The following is a 17,381-nucleotide window of genomic DNA, read 5'->3' on the forward strand; positions in this document are numbered from 1 at the left end:
CTACTCATTATAGGTAGGCTATAGAGTCAAATCATCACTATAGTCAATCCTCTATAAAAGAGTGACAGCGTAAACCTCGTTTGAAGTATCTCATATACATCTGCACTCGGTTGCCTTGACTCTCTTTTAAACTGAATCAACTATATAAAGGTTTATGATTCAGACTCATCCTCAGATATTTCTAACTTTTTCATGCGGTAGCGCAAAGAGCGAAAAGTCGTACCTAATAGTTCGGCTGCCTGAGTTTTGTTCCATCCGGTTTTTTTGAGCGCAGTAATAATCAGTTGCTTTTCTTGCTCTTGCAAGTAAGTTTCTAGCCCTTGAACGGGCAGTTGTCCATCAGATAACTCGCTTAGATTAACCTTTTCATTACCTTCCTGTTGAGTAGAGTCAAGGCTGTTGGCTTCTTCATTGTTATAAGATGTTGTAGGGTTCAGTATTTCTGCTTGATTGACTGATGAACGCTGTCTCATTGCAGGGAAGTGCTGAGTGCTAGTGCGATAAGGGTGCAGATTAGTGGTTGTTTGCTGGATCTGCGGTGCTATTGCTTCATGTGTTGGTTGGATGGTTTTTTCACCCGCTTCTAGCGTTCCACCCACTGCCTTATCGTTTAACTCAGTTTCTGGTATTTGCGCATGATTGATATCAATATCTGTAAGACCTAAGTGATTGACGTCAATGTGTGAGCTTTCTGCTAGAGTCACGGCTCGCTCAAGGATATTGCGTAGCTCACGGACGTTGCCAGCAAAGTCATGATGTTGCAAGCGCTCGCAAGCCTCATTGGTCAATGATGGTGGCGTCTCTAACTGCCATTCATTAGTAATCATTGCCAAAAAATGCTCAGCTAAAACAGGTATGTCGTCACGACGTGCATTTAGAGTAGGGAGTTTTAGTTCAATCACATTGATACGGTAGTACAAATCTTGTCGAAACGCACCACCTTGTACCAATTGATTTAAGTCTTTATGCGTTGCGGACAAAATGCGAATATCTACCGGCACTTCCTTGGTATCACCAATTGCTCTCACTGTTTTTTCTTGAATGGCACGCAGTAGTTTTACCTGCATTGCGAGTGGCAAGTCTGCTACCTCGTCTAAAAATAACGTGCCACCATTTGCTTGTTGGAACAGTCCTTGTTTGTCAGCGACGGCACCAGTAAAGCTGCCTTTTTTGTGACCAAAAAACTCTGACTCCATGAGCTCTGAAGGTATAGCACCGCAGTTGACTGGCACAAAGCTACCATCTCTACGTGGGCTTAAGTCGTGAATCAGTTTGGCAACCACTTCTTTACCTGTACCCGATGCGCCTGATAAAAAAACAGGTGCTTGTGAGCGTGCCAGTTTTAAAATAGTTTTTTTCAGAGGATGCATCACGGCAGAATTGCCGATGAGCCTACTGTCTAACATTTTTTGCTCAGGTGAGGATTCAGGTGTGGCACTTGCTGCATTGTCTTGATGTATAACCTTTAAGGCATTTTCGACCAGTTGGCGTAAGCGTGGCAGCTCAAGTGGTTTATTAACGAAATCAAAAGCACCAAGTTTGAGTGCCTCAATCGCTAGATCCATACTGCCGTGGGCGGTAATAACCGCTATTGGAGTGCTAGAGCTGTCACTTATTTCCTTCACTAACTCTAACCCTGACCCATCAGGGAGGTTTAAGTCGGTCAAGCAAAAGTCATAGTCATTGTCTTTCCAGAATGATCTTGCTTGTGACAACGTATATGCGACATCACTTTTGATGCCCATTTTGGTCAAAGTAATTTGCATTAATCGGCACAAATCTACTTCATCATCGACGACTAGCGCGGTTGTTGTCATACATTATCTCATTGTGTTCAATAGCTATAGTCTGTCCTATATAATTCAGGTACGATGTCAGGAGCGTTCAGTCTACTGTTTGTAGTACTTTCTCTCGCATTTTTTGTATTTGAATTATCTTAAACCGACCATATAGAATTAAAAAAATAAATAGTAAACTTTAAAATCAATATAACCCAATGGTAAAAATTTACCACAGGATAAGACTGCTACTCACAAAACGTTCTTATTCACGTTGTTTTATGCATTGTGCCATACGTACTAGCATTGGCAGAAGGCGCTATCAAGCGAAAGCATGTTTTCTTATGCTCAGGTATATAAAGTAAACGAGTCTGGTTGGCCTCACAAAATGCTTGTGATAGGTACAGTCCTAAGCCTGTACCTGCTTGATCTGTAGTAAAGAACGGATTAAATAAATGCTTTAAACTTTCGGTGCTCACGCCAGCACCATCGTCTAAAACATCAATTATAACATCGTTGTCGGCACAATAAATCTCGATTTCTACATAAGCATGAGGGTTAGCATAGCTACTATAACGTAGGCCATTATTGATTAAATTAATCAAAACTTGCTCTAACTGATGAGTGTCGAATGATATAGTAGGTTGTGTTTTTACTCGTAAAAAAATGTCATGTCCTTGAAAATAATTTTCTAAAAATGTTGGCATCCACTCAGCCAATACGATCGATTGTTGACTGGCTGCTTGCTGGCGCGACAGTTTTAATACATCTTCTATAATACGATTGACGCGCTTGGTTTGCGCAAATATCATCTTATAAAGCTCATAATTACCGGACAGGTCATCATTTGAGTTACTAACCGCTGTGCTTCCATTTGTGGTATTGCTTTCCTCGATCTCTATCACATCTTCCATCAATAGCTGACTGGCCTGAGAAATAGCCGCTAAAGGATTTCTTATTTCGTGAGCAATACTGGCGGTTAATTGTCCTAGAGATGCCAACTTTAACTGTTGAGCGCTGGCTTGCTCACGGCGTAAATCTTCTAGCATTATTAGCTTGCTACCATCCGTTAGTGGAATGATATGTACACGTAGTTTACCAAATATAGAGGCATTTGCTACTGCAGGCAGGTCGTACGTAAAGGTGCACGATTGACCTGCTAAGACCGACAAGCAGGCATGCAAGAGTTGGGTGTGTTGTTTGCTAAGCTGTTGCTCAAAGTTAGTTAATAATTCGGTATAGCTCTCATGTCGTGTACTACTATCTGCTTCGTCAGATACGCTTGGCAATGTTATTGATGAATTATAGGGAAGGCTAAGTAATTGATGAGCGGCAAGGTTAGCTAATACAACATGCTGTTTGTCGATGACAATGACACCATTAGCCATTTGCGTGATGACTTCTTGATTGATGACATTCAGTCGCGCTACTTCTTTGGCATGACTCGCTGCTACTTTTTCTAGCTGTACTAAGCGATAGGAGATCGACCAACTTAATCCACCAACTGCCAAAAAGCTGGCAGACATGAGTAAAGCATTACCTAAATTGGCCAAATTCATACTATTTGCAATGGCATAAAAAAATTGCTGATAAATGACAAAGATAATAGCAAGTAGCGTAATAATTAGTGCTTGTGAGCTGTGTAATAGCATAAAACTCGCTGCGACTACTACCATGTACAGCATGGTTAACTGTAAATCAGGCGCGCCAGCTGTGTAAAGCAACAAGCTTAATATAGTAACGTCTAAGACCAAGCCAAAGGCTAGTTGACGTCGCATCTTTTTGTGTACGACATAAAACAGTCCTAGCAGGATTAAACTCAGTAAAATATAAAAGCTGAGGACGGTTTGTTGCAAAAAGCTTGGTAGAGAGACGATATTGCCAGTCTGAGCAGTGATATACACCATCAACATAGAAAATAGGCCAACGATGAAGCGGTAACTACTATAGATCAGCCCTAATCTGCGTAACTGTATCAGCGGAAGGGTTTCATCTTGATGCAAATAATGCGTAATAGCAGGCTTCATAAATTGACCATGGCAAAGAAAGAAGGGTTAAGTGACTTATGGTTGGATAAGACCGTGGCGAATGGCCAAATGAGTCAATTTAACATCACTATCCACACCGACTTTTTCGTAAATACGATAGCGGTACGTATTGATGGTTTTAACACTGACGAATAGCTGATCGGCTATTTGTTGAGGACTTTGACAGTTAACTACCATCATAGCTACTTGCTTTTCACGGTCACTTAACAATTCAAACGGTGAGTTGGCATTGTCTGATAATAGAACATCGGCCAATTGTTCAGCAACATCTTGACTGAAATAGCGTCCGCCTTGATAGATTTTTTTGACCGCTCTTATCATCTCATCAAGTGGTGTACCTTTAGTGATGTAACCATTGACACCTGCTTTGATGAGCATTGAAGGATAGGGCTGTGCGGACATACTACTGACGGCTAGTATTTTAACGCCTATATCAAGCTGAATTAAGCGTTTGGTTGCTTCGAGACCACCGATATTAGGCATATTGACATCAAGTAATATCACGTCAGGGCGCAGCTGTTTAGCCAGTTTAATAGCCATATCGCCACTATCAGCTTCACCGATGACTTCGATGTCGATACTGTCTGATAACATACGGCTAATACCCATTCTCACCAAATCATGATCATCTACTACCAATACTTTAATCATAACGATACTCTTTATTATTTGTCAGAATGAAGCTGTTGACTGATGTTAAATGACAAGTAGTTTCAGGTCATCTAAACCATTTTTTAGTCTTGAAAAAAATCATATACTGCTAACATATTGTGTCGTTATCGCTGCGCAATATAACGAAATATAAACGGTTGCTTTGTGCACGATGAACATATGTTTCTGAAATGTGAAGCATTGTTTCTATAGTATCAAGTGGTTGTAGCGAAATTTGAATTAGGTCGAAATAAACTACTAAATCAGTTTGATAGATTAAACTTAAATGCAATCCATGATACACTAAAAATACAAAAACTCTATATGAGTACTCATAAACACATCCATAAAGGCTACGTACGTTTGTGGCGTCAGGCAGTGTATAACTGGCGTGATAACGACAGCAGGGGGCATAATGAAGCAACTACCATTAACCAAACAGCAATTAATCGCTGCTATGATTTCATTGAGTTTGGGCAGTGCTGCACAAGCCGCACTTACGATTAATGGTAGCGCTGACAACGGTTCTAGTGCTCGCATGAGTTGGGGCGGTGCGGACAGTCTATCTGAAGCACGTAATATCATGTACAAGTCTAACAGCTCTACTATCAAAAAAATTGATAATGGTTCTGGTACAACGACTTCTAATAGTTTTGGTAGTAGCAGTAATAGTTACAATACCACTTACCGCGGTGCATTCGGTAGTAGTGATATGATTCCTATCAGCACTGACTCTCGTAGTGTCGCTGTCATTGATGCCGAGACTGGCGAGTCTATTTACGAAAAAGATGCTGATGTTGCGCGTCCGATGGCCAGTATTACTAAAGTAATGACTGCCATGGTTGTACTTGATGCTGGTCTCGACATGCGTGAAGAGATTACCCTTGATCCAGAAGATTTCGTCGGTCCTAAGCGTGCAAGCTCGAAGCTAAAGTCTGGCGATCGCATGAATCGTGCTGAAATTTTATTAATGGCATTAATGAAATCAGAAAATCCGGCTGCAAAAAGTCTAGCGCGTAACTATCCAGGTGGTTATAGTGCCTTTATGCGGGCGATGAACCGTAAGGCTCAAGACTTAGGCATGACGACCGCTTTCTTCGGTGATCCAACAGGACTTGATAAGCGCAACGTCGCTTCACCAAAAGATCTTGTAAAAATGGTACGTGCTGCTGGTAACTACGATGTGATTCGTCGTTTCTCTACCACTAAGAGCTATGACTTTTTTGTCTCAAACTACTCCAGTGGTAACCGTACCTATAAAGCCAATAACACCAGTAGTTTGGTTCGTGATGGCAGTTATCCAATCGGTATCTCAAAAACAGGGTTCATCAACGAAGCGGGTCGTTGCGTAGTAATGGAAACTCGTGTCAATAACCGCCCAGCGATTATCGTGATCTTAGGGGCGAACAGCTCAGCCACGCGTTGGGGTGATGCCAAAAATATTCTTAACAGTTTAGCGACACGTCGTACAGTGTAAGCTTATTGGTTTGGTACTTATAAAAAAGCTGTTATGTGATATAACAGCTTTTTTATTGTGTGAATATTAAGGACACATTGTATGATCCAGTCATCAAATTTTTTAACGCCAAAGCTATACTTGTTGACCAACGACGATGAGTTTTCGCTTCTCTATCAAAAGTTAGAAGCAGCATTAGCAACTGGCTTAATTGCGCTACTACAAATCAGGCGCAAGAAGATACTCGCATTACCCGATGGTGACTCGCAACTATATGATGAGGCGCTACAGATCGTTGATTTGGCCAATGTGTACAAGGTTCCAGTTGTCATAAATGATGATATTGGCTTAGCAGCGAAGCTGGGTGTCGGTGTGCATCTGGGTCAAAAAGATGGCAATGTTAGTGATGCTAAACAGACTTTAGCACCGAATCAGATTATCGGCCGTACTTGTCATCGTGACTCAGCATTAGTTAAAGAAGCAAAAAGTGATGGCGCAAGTTACGCTGCAATGGGTGCAGTCTTTACTTCTACAACTAAACCAAATGCTTATATTGTATCTCATGACCAGCTTGTTACTGGTTGTCAGCAAGGCATAGACATGTGCGTGATAGGTGGTCTAACGGCTGAAAATGTTTCGACTCTAGCGGGGTTGCCTATTAAATATGTCGCGGTAGTAGGCGATATTATGGATTTACCAGTCGCACAAATCGCTGAACGTTGCCACCAATGGCAGCAGGTATTTTCTGAGTGGGAAAAACCTGCTTTATAGTCTATTTATTGAAAATAGAAGCCAAATGCTTATTTAGCATGTTCCATACACAGTGTGGCGTACGGTAGGGCTTCTAAGCGTTGTATTTCGATTGGCTTGCCGCATACCTCACACTCGCCATAAGTACCGTTTTCAATACGGCTTAAGGCATTGTCTACATAAATTAAACTTTGACGAGCTTCGCCCATGAGGTTTTTGCGCATGTCATTTTGACGGTATGAGATGGCTTGGTCGTCCCAGTGCTCATTGAGATCATCTTGTGGGTTTTGAATATGGTCTTCAATTTTATCGATTCGAGTCTCATACTCGTTTTTTAATGTTAAGAGATTCTGTTTGGCAATATCTAAGTTGATGGTCATTATATTCTCCTAATAGTTTATTTTTATTATCCACACTTCTATCGTAGAGATGCTGACGGTTAAGTACCACCACAAAATGTTACTGGGCCTTTAATAAGAGCCAAATAATAAGATTCAAAGAATAACAGTCAGTTTTTGGCAAGTTCCGTATGAGCTTTTGAAAGAAAACTGGTAGAATGCACCGCCGTTAATTTTTGCCTAAACAGATATGTTGATAATCGAATAACAAATATAAAAAATTATCACAAAGGTAAAGCTCAACTCAAGAATATGAAGATCAATATAGACAACAGTTGGTCAACTTCTTTTATAAAAATCATGTCATAACACATGTCATAACACATGTCATAACACATGTCATAGCAATAGTAATCGTAAATTAACCAATAGATTGATGCATAGGAGCAGGTAATGAATTTTTTGCGTATGAGTGAGCTGAGCTTGACGGATAAAGTCGTGTTAGTTCGAGAAGATCTAAACGTACCTATCAAAAATGGTAAAGTTACGAGTGCTGCTCGTCTGCAAGCAAGCCTACCTACTATAAAGATGGCACTAGAAAAAGGCGCTGCTGTTATCGTTTGCTCACATCTAGGACGTCCGACTGAAGGCAACCCTGAAGCAATATATTCATTAGCGCCTGTTGCTGACTATTTAAGCGAAAAATTAGCAGCGCCAGTGAGCTTGAATCGTGATTATTTGACGCAAGGTGCTTCTATCAAAGCTGGTGAAGTCGTACTGCTAGAAAACGTGCGTTTCAATGAAGGCGAAAAGAAAAACGATGCCGCTTTAGCAAAAAAATACGCAGATTTATGCGATGTGTTTGTGATGGATGCTTTTGGTACGGCACATCGTGCGCAAGCATCGACAGAAGGTGTTACTCAAGCCATGCGTCAAGCGGGCAAAACAGTTTGTGCAGGCCCTCTATTAGCTGCTGAACTTGATGCACTGAGCCTAGCGCTTGAGACCCCAGATCAGCCGATGTTAGCTATTGTCGGCGGATCGAAGGTATCGACGAAATTAGAAGTTTTGCACAGTTTGGCAGAAGTATGCACACAGATTATTGTTGGTGGCGGTATTGCCAATACTTTCTTGGCCGCTCAAGGTCATAGTGTTGGTGCGTCATTGTATGAAGCGGATTTAGTAGATACGGCTCGTGACATCATGAGTAAAACTGAGATTTTATTACCTGAGTACGTCGTAGTCGCTGATAAAAATGATATCGACTTCGCTGACTTTACTGGCTCACTGCAAAAGGCCACCGCAACGATTAAGTCTGTTGATGCGATTGGTGACAATGACATGATATTGGACATTGCACCAGAGAGCGCAAAGCAGCTTGCCGATGCGATTATCAATGCAAAAACGATCTTGTGGAACGGCCCAGTGGGTGTGTTTGAAGTAGATGCTTTCGGCCAAGGCACGCATATAGTGGCAAATGCTGTTAAAGCCAGCCAAGGCTTTTCAATTGCTGGTGGTGGCGATACATTAGCAGCAATCGATAAATATCAAATTGCTGATGGTGTCAGCTATATGTCAACAGGCGGCGGTGCGTTTTTGGAATTCGTAGAAGGTAAGGTGCTTCCAGCGGTTGCTGCTTTGCAAATTGAAGCTTAATTAAGTCGATGTTACCTAGCCGTTTGGTAACATTAGACGTACAACTAGAGCTAAGTATCTCATGTAGGCTATCGACATAATGTGATGGCTATCGCTTTTTTAGTCTGTCTTCAGATCAGTTATAAGCAATAGCCGTTGATTATTAAGTCATTATTATTTATCTATATACTTAAAATTATTATTGCATGTCTCATTTGCACTCTATAAAATAGTGCCACCATGTATTTTGACATGTCTTATTTACGAGAGGTTTATTATGTTAAAACGTCATTTGTTACTTGCTAGCGTACTTGCTGGTACTTTTGCAGTTACTGCATGTAGCCAACAGACAGAAGAAAACGCTGAAGCGACTACTGAGTCTGCTGCTGACGACATTTCTGCTGAAACTGAAGCGACTGCTGCTGACGCTGAAGCGGCTGCTCAAGACGCTGGTACTGAAGTTACCGAAGGCGCAGAAACTGCTGGTGCAGCTGCTACAGATGCATTGCAAAACACTGGTGATGCTATTGCTGAAGGTACTAGCACTGTCGTTGAAGGTACTGCTTCTGCGGTATCTGAAGGCGCTACTGCTGTTGCTGAAGGTGCGGACGATATCGCTGTTGACGCTGAGCAACAGTACTAAGTTAAGTAGTAAGCTAAGTAATAAGTCACTTCATTACTGATTTATCGACCTGCTATTGATTGAATAAATCAATAGATTAGTAACGAACATAGATTTTTGTATTATAAGCCTCATGATATATTAGAAAAGCCTTGGTGATTGCCAAGGCTTTTTGCATTTCTTATTTTTAATTTGAAACTTTATATGAACTAACCTATTAGATGATTATTTATAGAATGAGCCAAAACGAAGCATAGAGTAAACATATAAACAAATAGTCAGGCAACGACTACGAAGACAGAGCAATTTTTGTTATAATCATCGCGTATTCATTGTCCTGAAATGATTCACTATTATGCTGATTGGCAGTGCTGTTACTGTTATCAAGCAATGCTTTTTGCTAATGGCTTTTAAAGCTGTCATTTCAAGAGCTACTTTTAAAATACTATTCAAAACTCAATCAGAGAGCGCTATGGCCTTAATATCTTTACGTCAACTTCTAGATCATGCCGCTGAACACAGCTATGGTGTTCCTGCCTTCAACGTCAATAACCTAGAGCAGATGCGTGCAATTATGATGGCTGCAGATGCCTGTGATTCACCTGTTATCGTCCAAGCCAGCGCTGGCGCACGTAGTTATGCAGGGTCAGCATTTTTGCGTCATTTGATTATTGCTGCTATTGAAGAGTGGCCACATATTCCAGTCGTTATGCATCAAGATCATGGCATGTCACCAGCGATTTGCCAACGTTCAATCCAGCTTGGTTTTTCATCAGTGATGATGGACGGCTCACTGGGTGAAGATGGTAAGACGCCGATGGATTATGATTATAATGCTAGCGTTACTCGTGAAGTCGTTAAGATGGCGCATGCTTGCGGTGTGTCTGTAGAAGGCGAAATCGGTTGTTTGGGCAGTCTTGAGACTGGTATGGCAGGCGAAGAAGACGGCTCTGGTGCAGAAGGCGTATTGGATCATGAGCAACTATTGACCAGTGCTGACGAAGCTGAGCAGTTCGTTAAAGACACCAATGTCGATGCGCTAGCGATTGCTATCGGTACGAGCCACGGTGCGTATAAATTCACGCGTCCACCTACAGGTGATATCCTGTCTATTGAACGTGTAAAAGAGATTCATGCCCGTATTCCTAACACTCATTTGGTCATGCATGGCTCGTCATCAGTACCGCAAGAGTGGCTAAAAGTCATCAATGAAAATGGCGGTAATATTGGTGAAACTTATGGCGTGCCTGTTGAGCAAATCGTTGAAGCGATTAAGCATGGTGTACGTAAGGTCAATATCGATACAGATTTACGCTTGGCCTCAACAGGTGCTATTCGTAAATTTCTTGCAGAAAACCCGAGCGAGTTTGATCCACGTAAATACTTTAAAGCATCTATGGTCGCAATGTCAGATATTTGCACCAATCGTTTTGAAGCTTTCGGTTCTGCAGGACAAGCGCATAAAATTCGTCCAACCAGCCTTGAAGGGATGGTAAACTTTTACCAGTAAGATTTTCTGGCAAAAAAGTCGCGGACAATAAAGTGGCAGCTGATGTTATTTATGCTGATGTCGTTTATACAATGACCTATATAAGAGGTAGTAAGTGATGATTGGATTGATTACCGGACAAGTGCAATATTTAATGGCACCAACCGCTTGTATCATGACTACCTCTGGTGTGGGTTATGATATTGAGATGCCATTGCCCTCATTTTGTCAGCTACATCTTAATGAGCAGGCAAGTATTTGGACGCATTTTCATGTGCGTGAAGATGCGCAGCTGCTCTATGGATTTATTGATCGCAAAGAGCGAGATGTCTTTCGTCAGTTGATTAAAATCAATGGCGTTGGGGCAAAAATGGCCTTGGCTATGCTGTCTGCGATGTCAGCAGCTGAGCTCAAAATGCACGTTGAGCAGGATTCGGAGACAGCTCTGACTCGTATTCCAGGTATCGGTAAAAAAACGGCGCAACGTTTGCTGATTGAACTAAAAGACAAACTGAAAAATATTGAAGTGGATAATAGCAATTTAGAATTCGCTATTCAGCCTGCTGAGATTTCTGCCGAAGACAATATCATCGCTGAAGTAGAAGGCGCTTTGATTAGCTTGGGTTATAAAGAAAAAGAAGCCCAGCTAGCCATTAAAGCTGCTAAGAGTAACGGTGATGTCTTTGCAGATACGCAAGGGTTGTTAAAAGCCACGTTACAGCAGCTATCAACGTTTAAGTAATTTTGGCTGCTGTTGCTATTAATAGTTGTATCAGAAAGTATTAAACAAATAAGCGACATTAATTGTCGCTTATTTTCGTTTTGGCAGATAACTTTTGATGTTTTGCATGACTTATAGGTGGCGTTTGGTTATGCTATTTATTACCTAATTTTTTAATATAATGATAAAAACTATGATGCAAGATCGTTTGATTAATCCACTAGAAGGCGCAGGGGATGCTCCTGACTCCAATATTCGACCAGCACTATTGGCTGAATATATTGGCCAGCCAGTCGTACGTGAGCAAATGGAAGTATTTATTGGTGCAGCACGAGGTCGTAAAGAAGCGTTAGATCATACCCTTATTTTTGGCCCGCCAGGTCTAGGTAAAACCACGCTTGCTAATATTATCGCTCGTGAAATGGGCGGTAATTTGCGCTCGACCTCAGGGCCAGTGCTTGAACGTCCAGGTGATTTGGCAGCCATGCTGACCAATTTAGAGGAAGGCGATGTACTATTTATTGATGAGATTCATCGATTGAGTTCGGTTATTGAGGAAATACTATATCCAGCAATGGAAGATTTTCAGCTGGATATTATGATTGGTGAAGGGCCTGCTGCCCGTTCTATCAAGCTTGATTTGCCACCATTTACCTTGGTCGCCGCGACCACTAGAGCAGGGCTATTGACCTCACCGTTACGTGATCGCTTTGGTATTGTACAGCGACTTGAGTTCTATAATATCGCTGACCTAACGACGATTGTCAGTCGAGCAGCACGTTTGATGCGTGTACCTATGAGTGAGGATGGCGCGGTAGAGATTGCTCGCAGGGCGCGTGGTACACCGAGGATAGCTAATCGCCTATTGCGCCGTGTTCGTGATTATGCTGAAGTAAGAGGTGATGGCAGTATTAATGGAGCGATAGCGGGCAGTGCGCTAGATATGCTAGCTGTTGATAGACGTGGTCTCGATCATTTAGACAGACGTTATATCGAAATATTACATGAGCGTTTTGATGGTGGTCCCGCTGGTGTTGAGGCGGTAGCGGCTGCTATGGCAGAGGATCGCGGTACACTCGAGGATGTGATTGAGCCGTATCTGATTCAACAAGGTTACGTACTTCGTACTGCTCGCGGAAGGGTACTGACCCAAATGGCGATTGATCAGATGCTATAGTATTCAGTATTTAGCATAAAAAATGCGCCTGCTTCTCATTAAAAGCAGGCGCATTTCTTTGTTTGAGTCTAAAGTTACGAAGCTTTTTCTGAACTAAGTAAATAAAAGATAAAGCTGGTCTTTAAGCCAATATACGCCAAACAACTACTAACACAGCCAGTATATAAAATATAGGTGATAGCCAACCTATGACTTGCGTAGCAATAGCGATAAATATGGCAAACCCTGCCAGTGCTAGCCAGTCACGGCGACGGTCATTGAGCATGTCAGCACGAATTTGCTGTATTTCACGTAGTTGACTGTCTTGGCGTGATCCTTGTGAGGCAAGACTTTGTAAGCCTTGATCCAACAATTTTGGAATATCAGTGGTAGACAGTAATATCTCAGGTAATTGCTGACGTAGCTGTTGTAAGTTACGCATAGGGTCTAGCTGCTCTTTGATCCAACTGCTTAGAATGGGCTTGGCAAGTGACCAAATATCAAGATCAGGATATAAATCGCGACCAAGGCCTTCAACATGTACCAATGTCTTGAGTAATAGCATGAGTTGCGGTGGAATGCTCATATGATGACGGCGTGCAATGTCTAGAATCTGCATCAAGACACCAGCAAAGTCGATATCATTAATGGATTTTTTTAGCATTGGGCCGACAGTGCGCTTCATATCGCGCATCAAGGCATGTTTGTCAGTATTTGGTGGTATCCAACCTGCTCGGCTCACAATATCAACCATTGCCGTAAAATTGTCATTCATGACTGCCAACAGCATACGCGCGACGATGAGTTGATCGTCTTTTGATAAAGTGCCCATGATGGCGCAATCTAGACCGATATAGCGTGGCTCATGACCTAAATCGACCGTTGCCATACCTGCGTGTAGTGTTTGAACTGGCGGCGTCTCTACAAATACATTACCCGGATGCATATCGGCATGAAAGAAGTTATCACGGAAGACTTGAGTAAAAAATATCGTTAAGCCTTTTTTTGCCAGTGCCGCACGGTCATAGCCCAGCTGGTCAAACATCTCAACTTGTGAGATAGGGACACCTTGGATACGCTCCATGACCATCACGTTTTTGGCAGCGTCATAAACTTCAGGCACATACATCAAAGCTGAACCCAAAAAGTTATTGCGCATTTGAGTAGTGTTGTCTGCTTCAAGCGTTAAATCTAGCTCGTTAAGCATGACTTGACGGTAGTCTTCGACAATATCAATAATGTGTATGGCACGTGCCGCTTCGATACGAGCAGATGCCCAGTTGGCTAACTCACGTAGTAGCTCAAAGTCCGCAACAATGGTGGTACGGATATCGGGACGAACCACCTTTACGACGACTTCACGGCCATCATGTAGGGCAGCAGTATGAACTTGAGCGATAGAAGCGGCGGCAAGCGGTTTGATGTCAAAGCGTGCAAACAAGGTTTGGATAGATTGTCCAAGACCGTTTTTATTATCTTGAATTTGTGCAATAGCAATCTCAGCATCAAACGGTTTGACTTTGTCTTGTAGCTGAACCAGTTGCTCAATAATCTCAGGTGGCACCAAATCACGACGCGTAGAGAGCAGCTGTCCAAGTTTTAAAAACAGCGTGCCCATATCTTCAAGCGCATATTTAATCGCATTTGGTTGATGTTTTTTACCCCAAGCAGCTGGATGCATACGGATTAGACGTGCTAAAGGTTGCAGCTGCGGTGCGTCTTCAACCGAAAAATGGGTATCGATGCGATACGTAGCGGCAATACGCCAAAGCTCAAATAAACGGGCGCGATGAGATAATAGCATGAGATATATGTACTCTAAATAAAGTCAGAAATAGGGTAAGCGTAGTGATTGTCTATTGATGAAATGAGTTATTAAGGAAGCGTACTTGTTCATCCTTGATAGCCGCAAGTTTGGCCTCTTCACGTTCGACGTCAGCACGTAGCTTTAGGAGTTGTTGCTTGAGGTCATCTACTTCTGCCGTCTCAGCAGGATTAGGAGCGCTATTGCCCGCTACATCATTTGCCCAATCACTGACATCGTTAAAAGCACGCTTAGCACCATGACGCCAGCTACCTTTGAGCTGCGAGATCAGCAGATGCAACTGACTCGCCATAGGTCTACCAATGAATGGCTCAAGTTGTCCGGCAACATCAGGATCAAAGCCTGCAACTAGCTGTTTGAGCTGCATCAGTACTTTATAGTCACCAGCGATAGGCAGATTACCTTCAGTGCCACGCATCAGATTGAGCAGTTGAGCGGGGTTTTCTACAGTAATGGTACAGTCTGGATGACTGTGACCCAGACGTGCCCGTTCCATACTGGCTTTTTGGCGTTCATTCATTTGGCCGCTTGGCTCAAATACGCTATCAGTCGTGACAGGCTCAAAGCGTAAACGCTCGTGAGTAAACAGCACATCTAGATTGATTTCAGGCATACCCATATTCAGTCGTAACACTTTGCCAGCAAGTGGTGCCAGGCCTGCTTTAGTAATCTCATCACTAGCAATGGCAAGGTTGATCAGCTTTTCGGCACCAGCTAATAGGAGGACAGTCAGCATAAGGCTCTCGCATCGTTAAATGAGCGCCTCTGCATTAGCTGCATCAGCGCATAGTATGTTCGTGTCAGGCTCAATAAGGTCTGACTAATCGTACTTTATCGTTACGCTTTAAAGCCACGATGTACGGCAACGATACCAGCAGTTAAGTTATGATAATCACAATTTTCAAAGCCCGCTTGTTGCATCATTTGTTTCAGCGTTTGCTGATTAGGGTGCATGCGAATTGACTCTGCTAAATACTTATAGCTTTCTGAATCGTTGGCGATGATTTTACCCATCAATGGTAGTGCGGTGAAAGAGTATAGGTCATACGCTTTTGATAATGGTTCAAAGACAGGCTTTGAAAACTCTAGTATCAACAAACGACCGCCCGGCTTCAACACGCGATACATGGCTTTTAACGCAGCATCTTTGTCTGTGACATTACGCAGACCAAAGCTAATGGTTACTAAGTCAAAGCTTTCATCATCAAAAGGCGCAAGTGTCTCAGCATTTGCCAAGACAAAATCAACGTTATTACAGCCCGCATTGATTAGGCGCTCACGACCCACTTCTAACATGGCCGCGTTGATATCAGATAATACTACGTGGCCGTTTCTACCAACTTCACGACTAAAGACTTTAGCCAAATCTCCAGTACCGCCCGCGATATCAAGCACATGTTGACCTGAACGCACACCTGACAAGCTTATGGCATAACGCTTCCACAGACGGTGAATACCAAAAGACATTAGGTCATTCATAATGTCGTATTTTTTGGCAACAGAGGTAAAGACATCAGCCACACGTGCCTGTTTTTCTGCTTTATTGACTGTTTTATAACCAAAGTGTGTTTCTTCTTCACCATCAGTATCAGAGGTATGTGGATTATTGATGTCATCACGCTGATTAAAAAGGGTTTGCTTGGCGGCTTCTACCTTTGCAGAGACACTTTCTACTTTGCTATGGCTATTATCGATGGTGTCATTGGTTGGCATAGTGGTTTGTTGGCCTTGTGGTGTTCCAGTCGGTAAGTCTTGGACTTGCGTGAAGTCATTGCTTTTTACACTATTACTGTGTGTTTTTACATTGGCTGTTGGCAGAGTCTCTACATTAGCAGTTTGTGCTGCTAGGACTTGGGCTGTAATGTTTTGATTGTTGGCGATACTATCTTTTACCAGCTGATCTTGTAAATGACCGTTGGTTGTCGTTGGTTGGTCGAGATGCGTGTTTTTATTATTTGCAGTATCGGTCATGGTAGTGTCCTATCATTCATTTTATGATTGTATTTCTAAGAGATATAAGATGGCGGTGACTCAGGTGTATTATGTATCCTATGATACACCAAACGTCATTGGCTTACCGCCATTATCCGTATCATGGACTTGGTCAATAATTATCAGCTCACGCTCACAAAAAGGCTCGATAAAATCACTCACGCTTTTGAGCGGTTTCATGGCTTTAAACCCTGTATCAATGAAGTCGTAAAGTGGTTGGAAATTGTAGCGATACGCAGTGCCTTTAGCTAGGGCAAAGGCTTTTTTGAGCATGAACGAGTTTAAGTGCTTGTCAGTGCGGTAGCAAACCTCTTTCAGGTTGCGAATCTGCACTCTACGCTCATCAGCTTCATCGACAGCACGATACGCAGCAAGCATATTCTCTTCATTAACTGGTAACGCTGCAGCGACCAGCCATTGAGCCAAATGCAAGTCTAGCTCAATCGCTAAAATCGCCGCTTGGATACCCATGCTACCTGCTTCTAACGCAGACTCTTTAGCTAGGCGCTCAAGTTTTTGAGCTTTAGGTAGAATTCGTGCTAGCTGCTTGGCCAGTAATTTGAACTCGTCTCCGCCGTATAGCTGCGTTAGAAAATAATCTGCCATCAGTTGATTCTTTGGCTGTTCAAAGAGGTCGCTGTGCGTGTGTTTAATCCGTGTTTGTTGCCATGATTGTACGTCTTTGAGCTTGGCATCTAATGCCAAATCTTCATGATAGGGCAGCGCCCAAAAACGTGTCAAATGCTGTTGTAAATCGGCTAAAGCGGCCATAATGTGTAAACCTACAAATAAGTAAAAGTAGTAAAAAAAATGTGATCAAACTGATAATTTATACTTAGTGTCTTACACTGATAAATAGTTATTAAAGCATGTATTCTAGATGGTGTTCACAATAAAAGAAAATAAAGTAGAATACAAAT

15 protein-coding genes are annotated in these 17,381 nt (G+C 42.4%); 7 read left to right on the forward strand and 8 right to left on the reverse strand.

The features are described 5' to 3' along the window. Positions 1 to 152: 152 nt before the first annotated feature. From JMW61_RS08475 to JMW61_RS08485, 3 genes are all read right to left on the reverse strand, one after another. Positions 153 to 1,817: a sigma-54-dependent transcriptional regulator gene (locus tag JMW61_RS08475; protein WP_201550270.1), complete on the reverse strand. Its 1,665-nt coding sequence runs from the start codon at positions 1,815 to 1,817 to the stop codon at positions 153 to 155. Between the two features lie 230 nt (positions 1,818 to 2,047). After that, positions 2,048 to 3,805, reverse strand: a complete 1,758-nt coding sequence (locus tag JMW61_RS08480) for a sensor histidine kinase (protein ID WP_201550271.1) — start codon at positions 3,803 to 3,805, stop codon at positions 2,048 to 2,050. Between the two features lie 36 nt (positions 3,806 to 3,841). After that, positions 3,842 to 4,477: a response regulator gene (locus tag JMW61_RS08485; RefSeq protein ID WP_201550272.1), complete on the reverse strand. Its 636-nt coding sequence runs from the start codon at positions 4,475 to 4,477 to the stop codon at positions 3,842 to 3,844. Between the two features lie 415 nt (positions 4,478 to 4,892). On the opposite strand from JMW61_RS08485, the gene JMW61_RS08490 reads away from it, so the two are divergent. Together JMW61_RS08490 and JMW61_RS08495 are read left to right on the forward strand one after the other, a co-directional pair. Next, positions 4,893 to 5,954 (forward strand): serine hydrolase, encoded by a 1,062-nt coding sequence (locus JMW61_RS08490; protein ID WP_201550273.1) that lies wholly within the window; start codon positions 4,893 to 4,895, stop codon positions 5,952 to 5,954. A gap of 81 nt (positions 5,955 to 6,035) precedes the next feature. Further along, positions 6,036 to 6,704 (forward strand): thiamine phosphate synthase, encoded by a 669-nt coding sequence (locus JMW61_RS08495; RefSeq protein WP_197099978.1) that lies wholly within the window; start codon positions 6,036 to 6,038, stop codon positions 6,702 to 6,704. 29 nt (positions 6,705 to 6,733) lie between these two features. Here JMW61_RS08495 and JMW61_RS08500 read toward each other — a convergent pair whose 3' ends face one another. After that, positions 6,734 to 7,063 (reverse strand): TraR/DksA C4-type zinc finger protein, encoded by a 330-nt coding sequence (locus JMW61_RS08500; RefSeq protein WP_197099979.1) that lies wholly within the window; start codon positions 7,061 to 7,063, stop codon positions 6,734 to 6,736. Positions 7,064 to 7,474: 411 nt separating this feature from the next. On the opposite strand from JMW61_RS08500, the gene JMW61_RS08505 reads away from it, so the two are divergent. The 5 genes from JMW61_RS08505 (at position 7,475) to ruvB (ending at position 12,665) form a co-directional block, all read left to right on the forward strand. After that, positions 7,475 to 8,677, forward strand: coding sequence for a phosphoglycerate kinase (locus tag JMW61_RS08505; RefSeq protein WP_201550274.1), 1,203 nt, complete (start codon positions 7,475 to 7,477; stop codon positions 8,675 to 8,677). 256 nt (positions 8,678 to 8,933) lie between these two features. Next, on the forward strand, positions 8,934 to 9,299 hold the full coding sequence (locus JMW61_RS08510; RefSeq protein ID WP_110922626.1) for a hypothetical protein: 366 nt from the start codon (positions 8,934 to 8,936) through the stop codon (positions 9,297 to 9,299). Positions 9,300 to 9,750: 451 nt separating this feature from the next. After that, positions 9,751 to 10,788 (forward strand): class II fructose-bisphosphate aldolase, encoded by a 1,038-nt coding sequence (fba, locus tag JMW61_RS08515; protein ID WP_197131567.1) that lies wholly within the window; start codon positions 9,751 to 9,753, stop codon positions 10,786 to 10,788. 97 nt (positions 10,789 to 10,885) lie between these two features. Next, positions 10,886 to 11,509 carry a Holliday junction branch migration protein RuvA gene (gene ruvA / locus JMW61_RS08520; protein ID WP_201550275.1) on the forward strand — a complete coding sequence of 208 codons (624 nt, stop codon included), beginning with the start codon at positions 10,886 to 10,888 and terminating at the stop codon, positions 11,507 to 11,509. A 175-nt stretch (positions 11,510 to 11,684) separates the two neighbouring features. Beyond that, complete coding sequence (gene ruvB / locus JMW61_RS08525; RefSeq protein WP_110922844.1) at positions 11,685 to 12,665, forward strand: Holliday junction branch migration DNA helicase RuvB; 981 nt, start codon at positions 11,685 to 11,687, stop codon at positions 12,663 to 12,665. 121 nt (positions 12,666 to 12,786) lie between these two features. Here the strand turns inward: ruvB and JMW61_RS08530 are convergent, their stop codons facing one another. The 4 genes from JMW61_RS08530 to JMW61_RS08545 all read right to left on the reverse strand — a co-directional run bounded on the left by JMW61_RS08530 (position 12,787) and on the right by JMW61_RS08545 (position 17,232). Then, on the reverse strand, positions 12,787 to 14,448 hold the full coding sequence (locus JMW61_RS08530) for an ABC1 kinase family protein (protein WP_201550276.1): 1,662 nt from the start codon (positions 14,446 to 14,448) through the stop codon (positions 12,787 to 12,789). A gap of 52 nt (positions 14,449 to 14,500) precedes the next feature. Beyond that, positions 14,501 to 15,205: a ubiquinone biosynthesis accessory factor UbiJ gene (locus tag JMW61_RS08535; protein ID WP_201550277.1), complete on the reverse strand. Its 705-nt coding sequence runs from the start codon at positions 15,203 to 15,205 to the stop codon at positions 14,501 to 14,503. 101 nt (positions 15,206 to 15,306) lie between these two features. Next, on the reverse strand, positions 15,307 to 16,440 hold the full coding sequence (gene ubiE, locus JMW61_RS08540) for a bifunctional demethylmenaquinone methyltransferase/2-methoxy-6-polyprenyl-1,4-benzoquinol methylase UbiE (protein ID WP_406947815.1): 1,134 nt from the start codon (positions 16,438 to 16,440) through the stop codon (positions 15,307 to 15,309). A 78-nt stretch (positions 16,441 to 16,518) separates the two neighbouring features. Continuing rightward, positions 16,519 to 17,232, reverse strand: coding sequence for an FFLEELY motif protein (locus JMW61_RS08545; RefSeq protein WP_110922632.1), 714 nt, complete (start codon positions 17,230 to 17,232; stop codon positions 16,519 to 16,521). Positions 17,233 to 17,381: the final 149 nt, after the last annotated feature.

It is taken from the genome of Psychrobacter fjordensis (genome assembly GCF_904845995.1).
In the GTDB taxonomy this organism is placed as follows: Bacteria; Pseudomonadota; Gammaproteobacteria; order Pseudomonadales; family Moraxellaceae; genus Psychrobacter; species Psychrobacter fjordensis.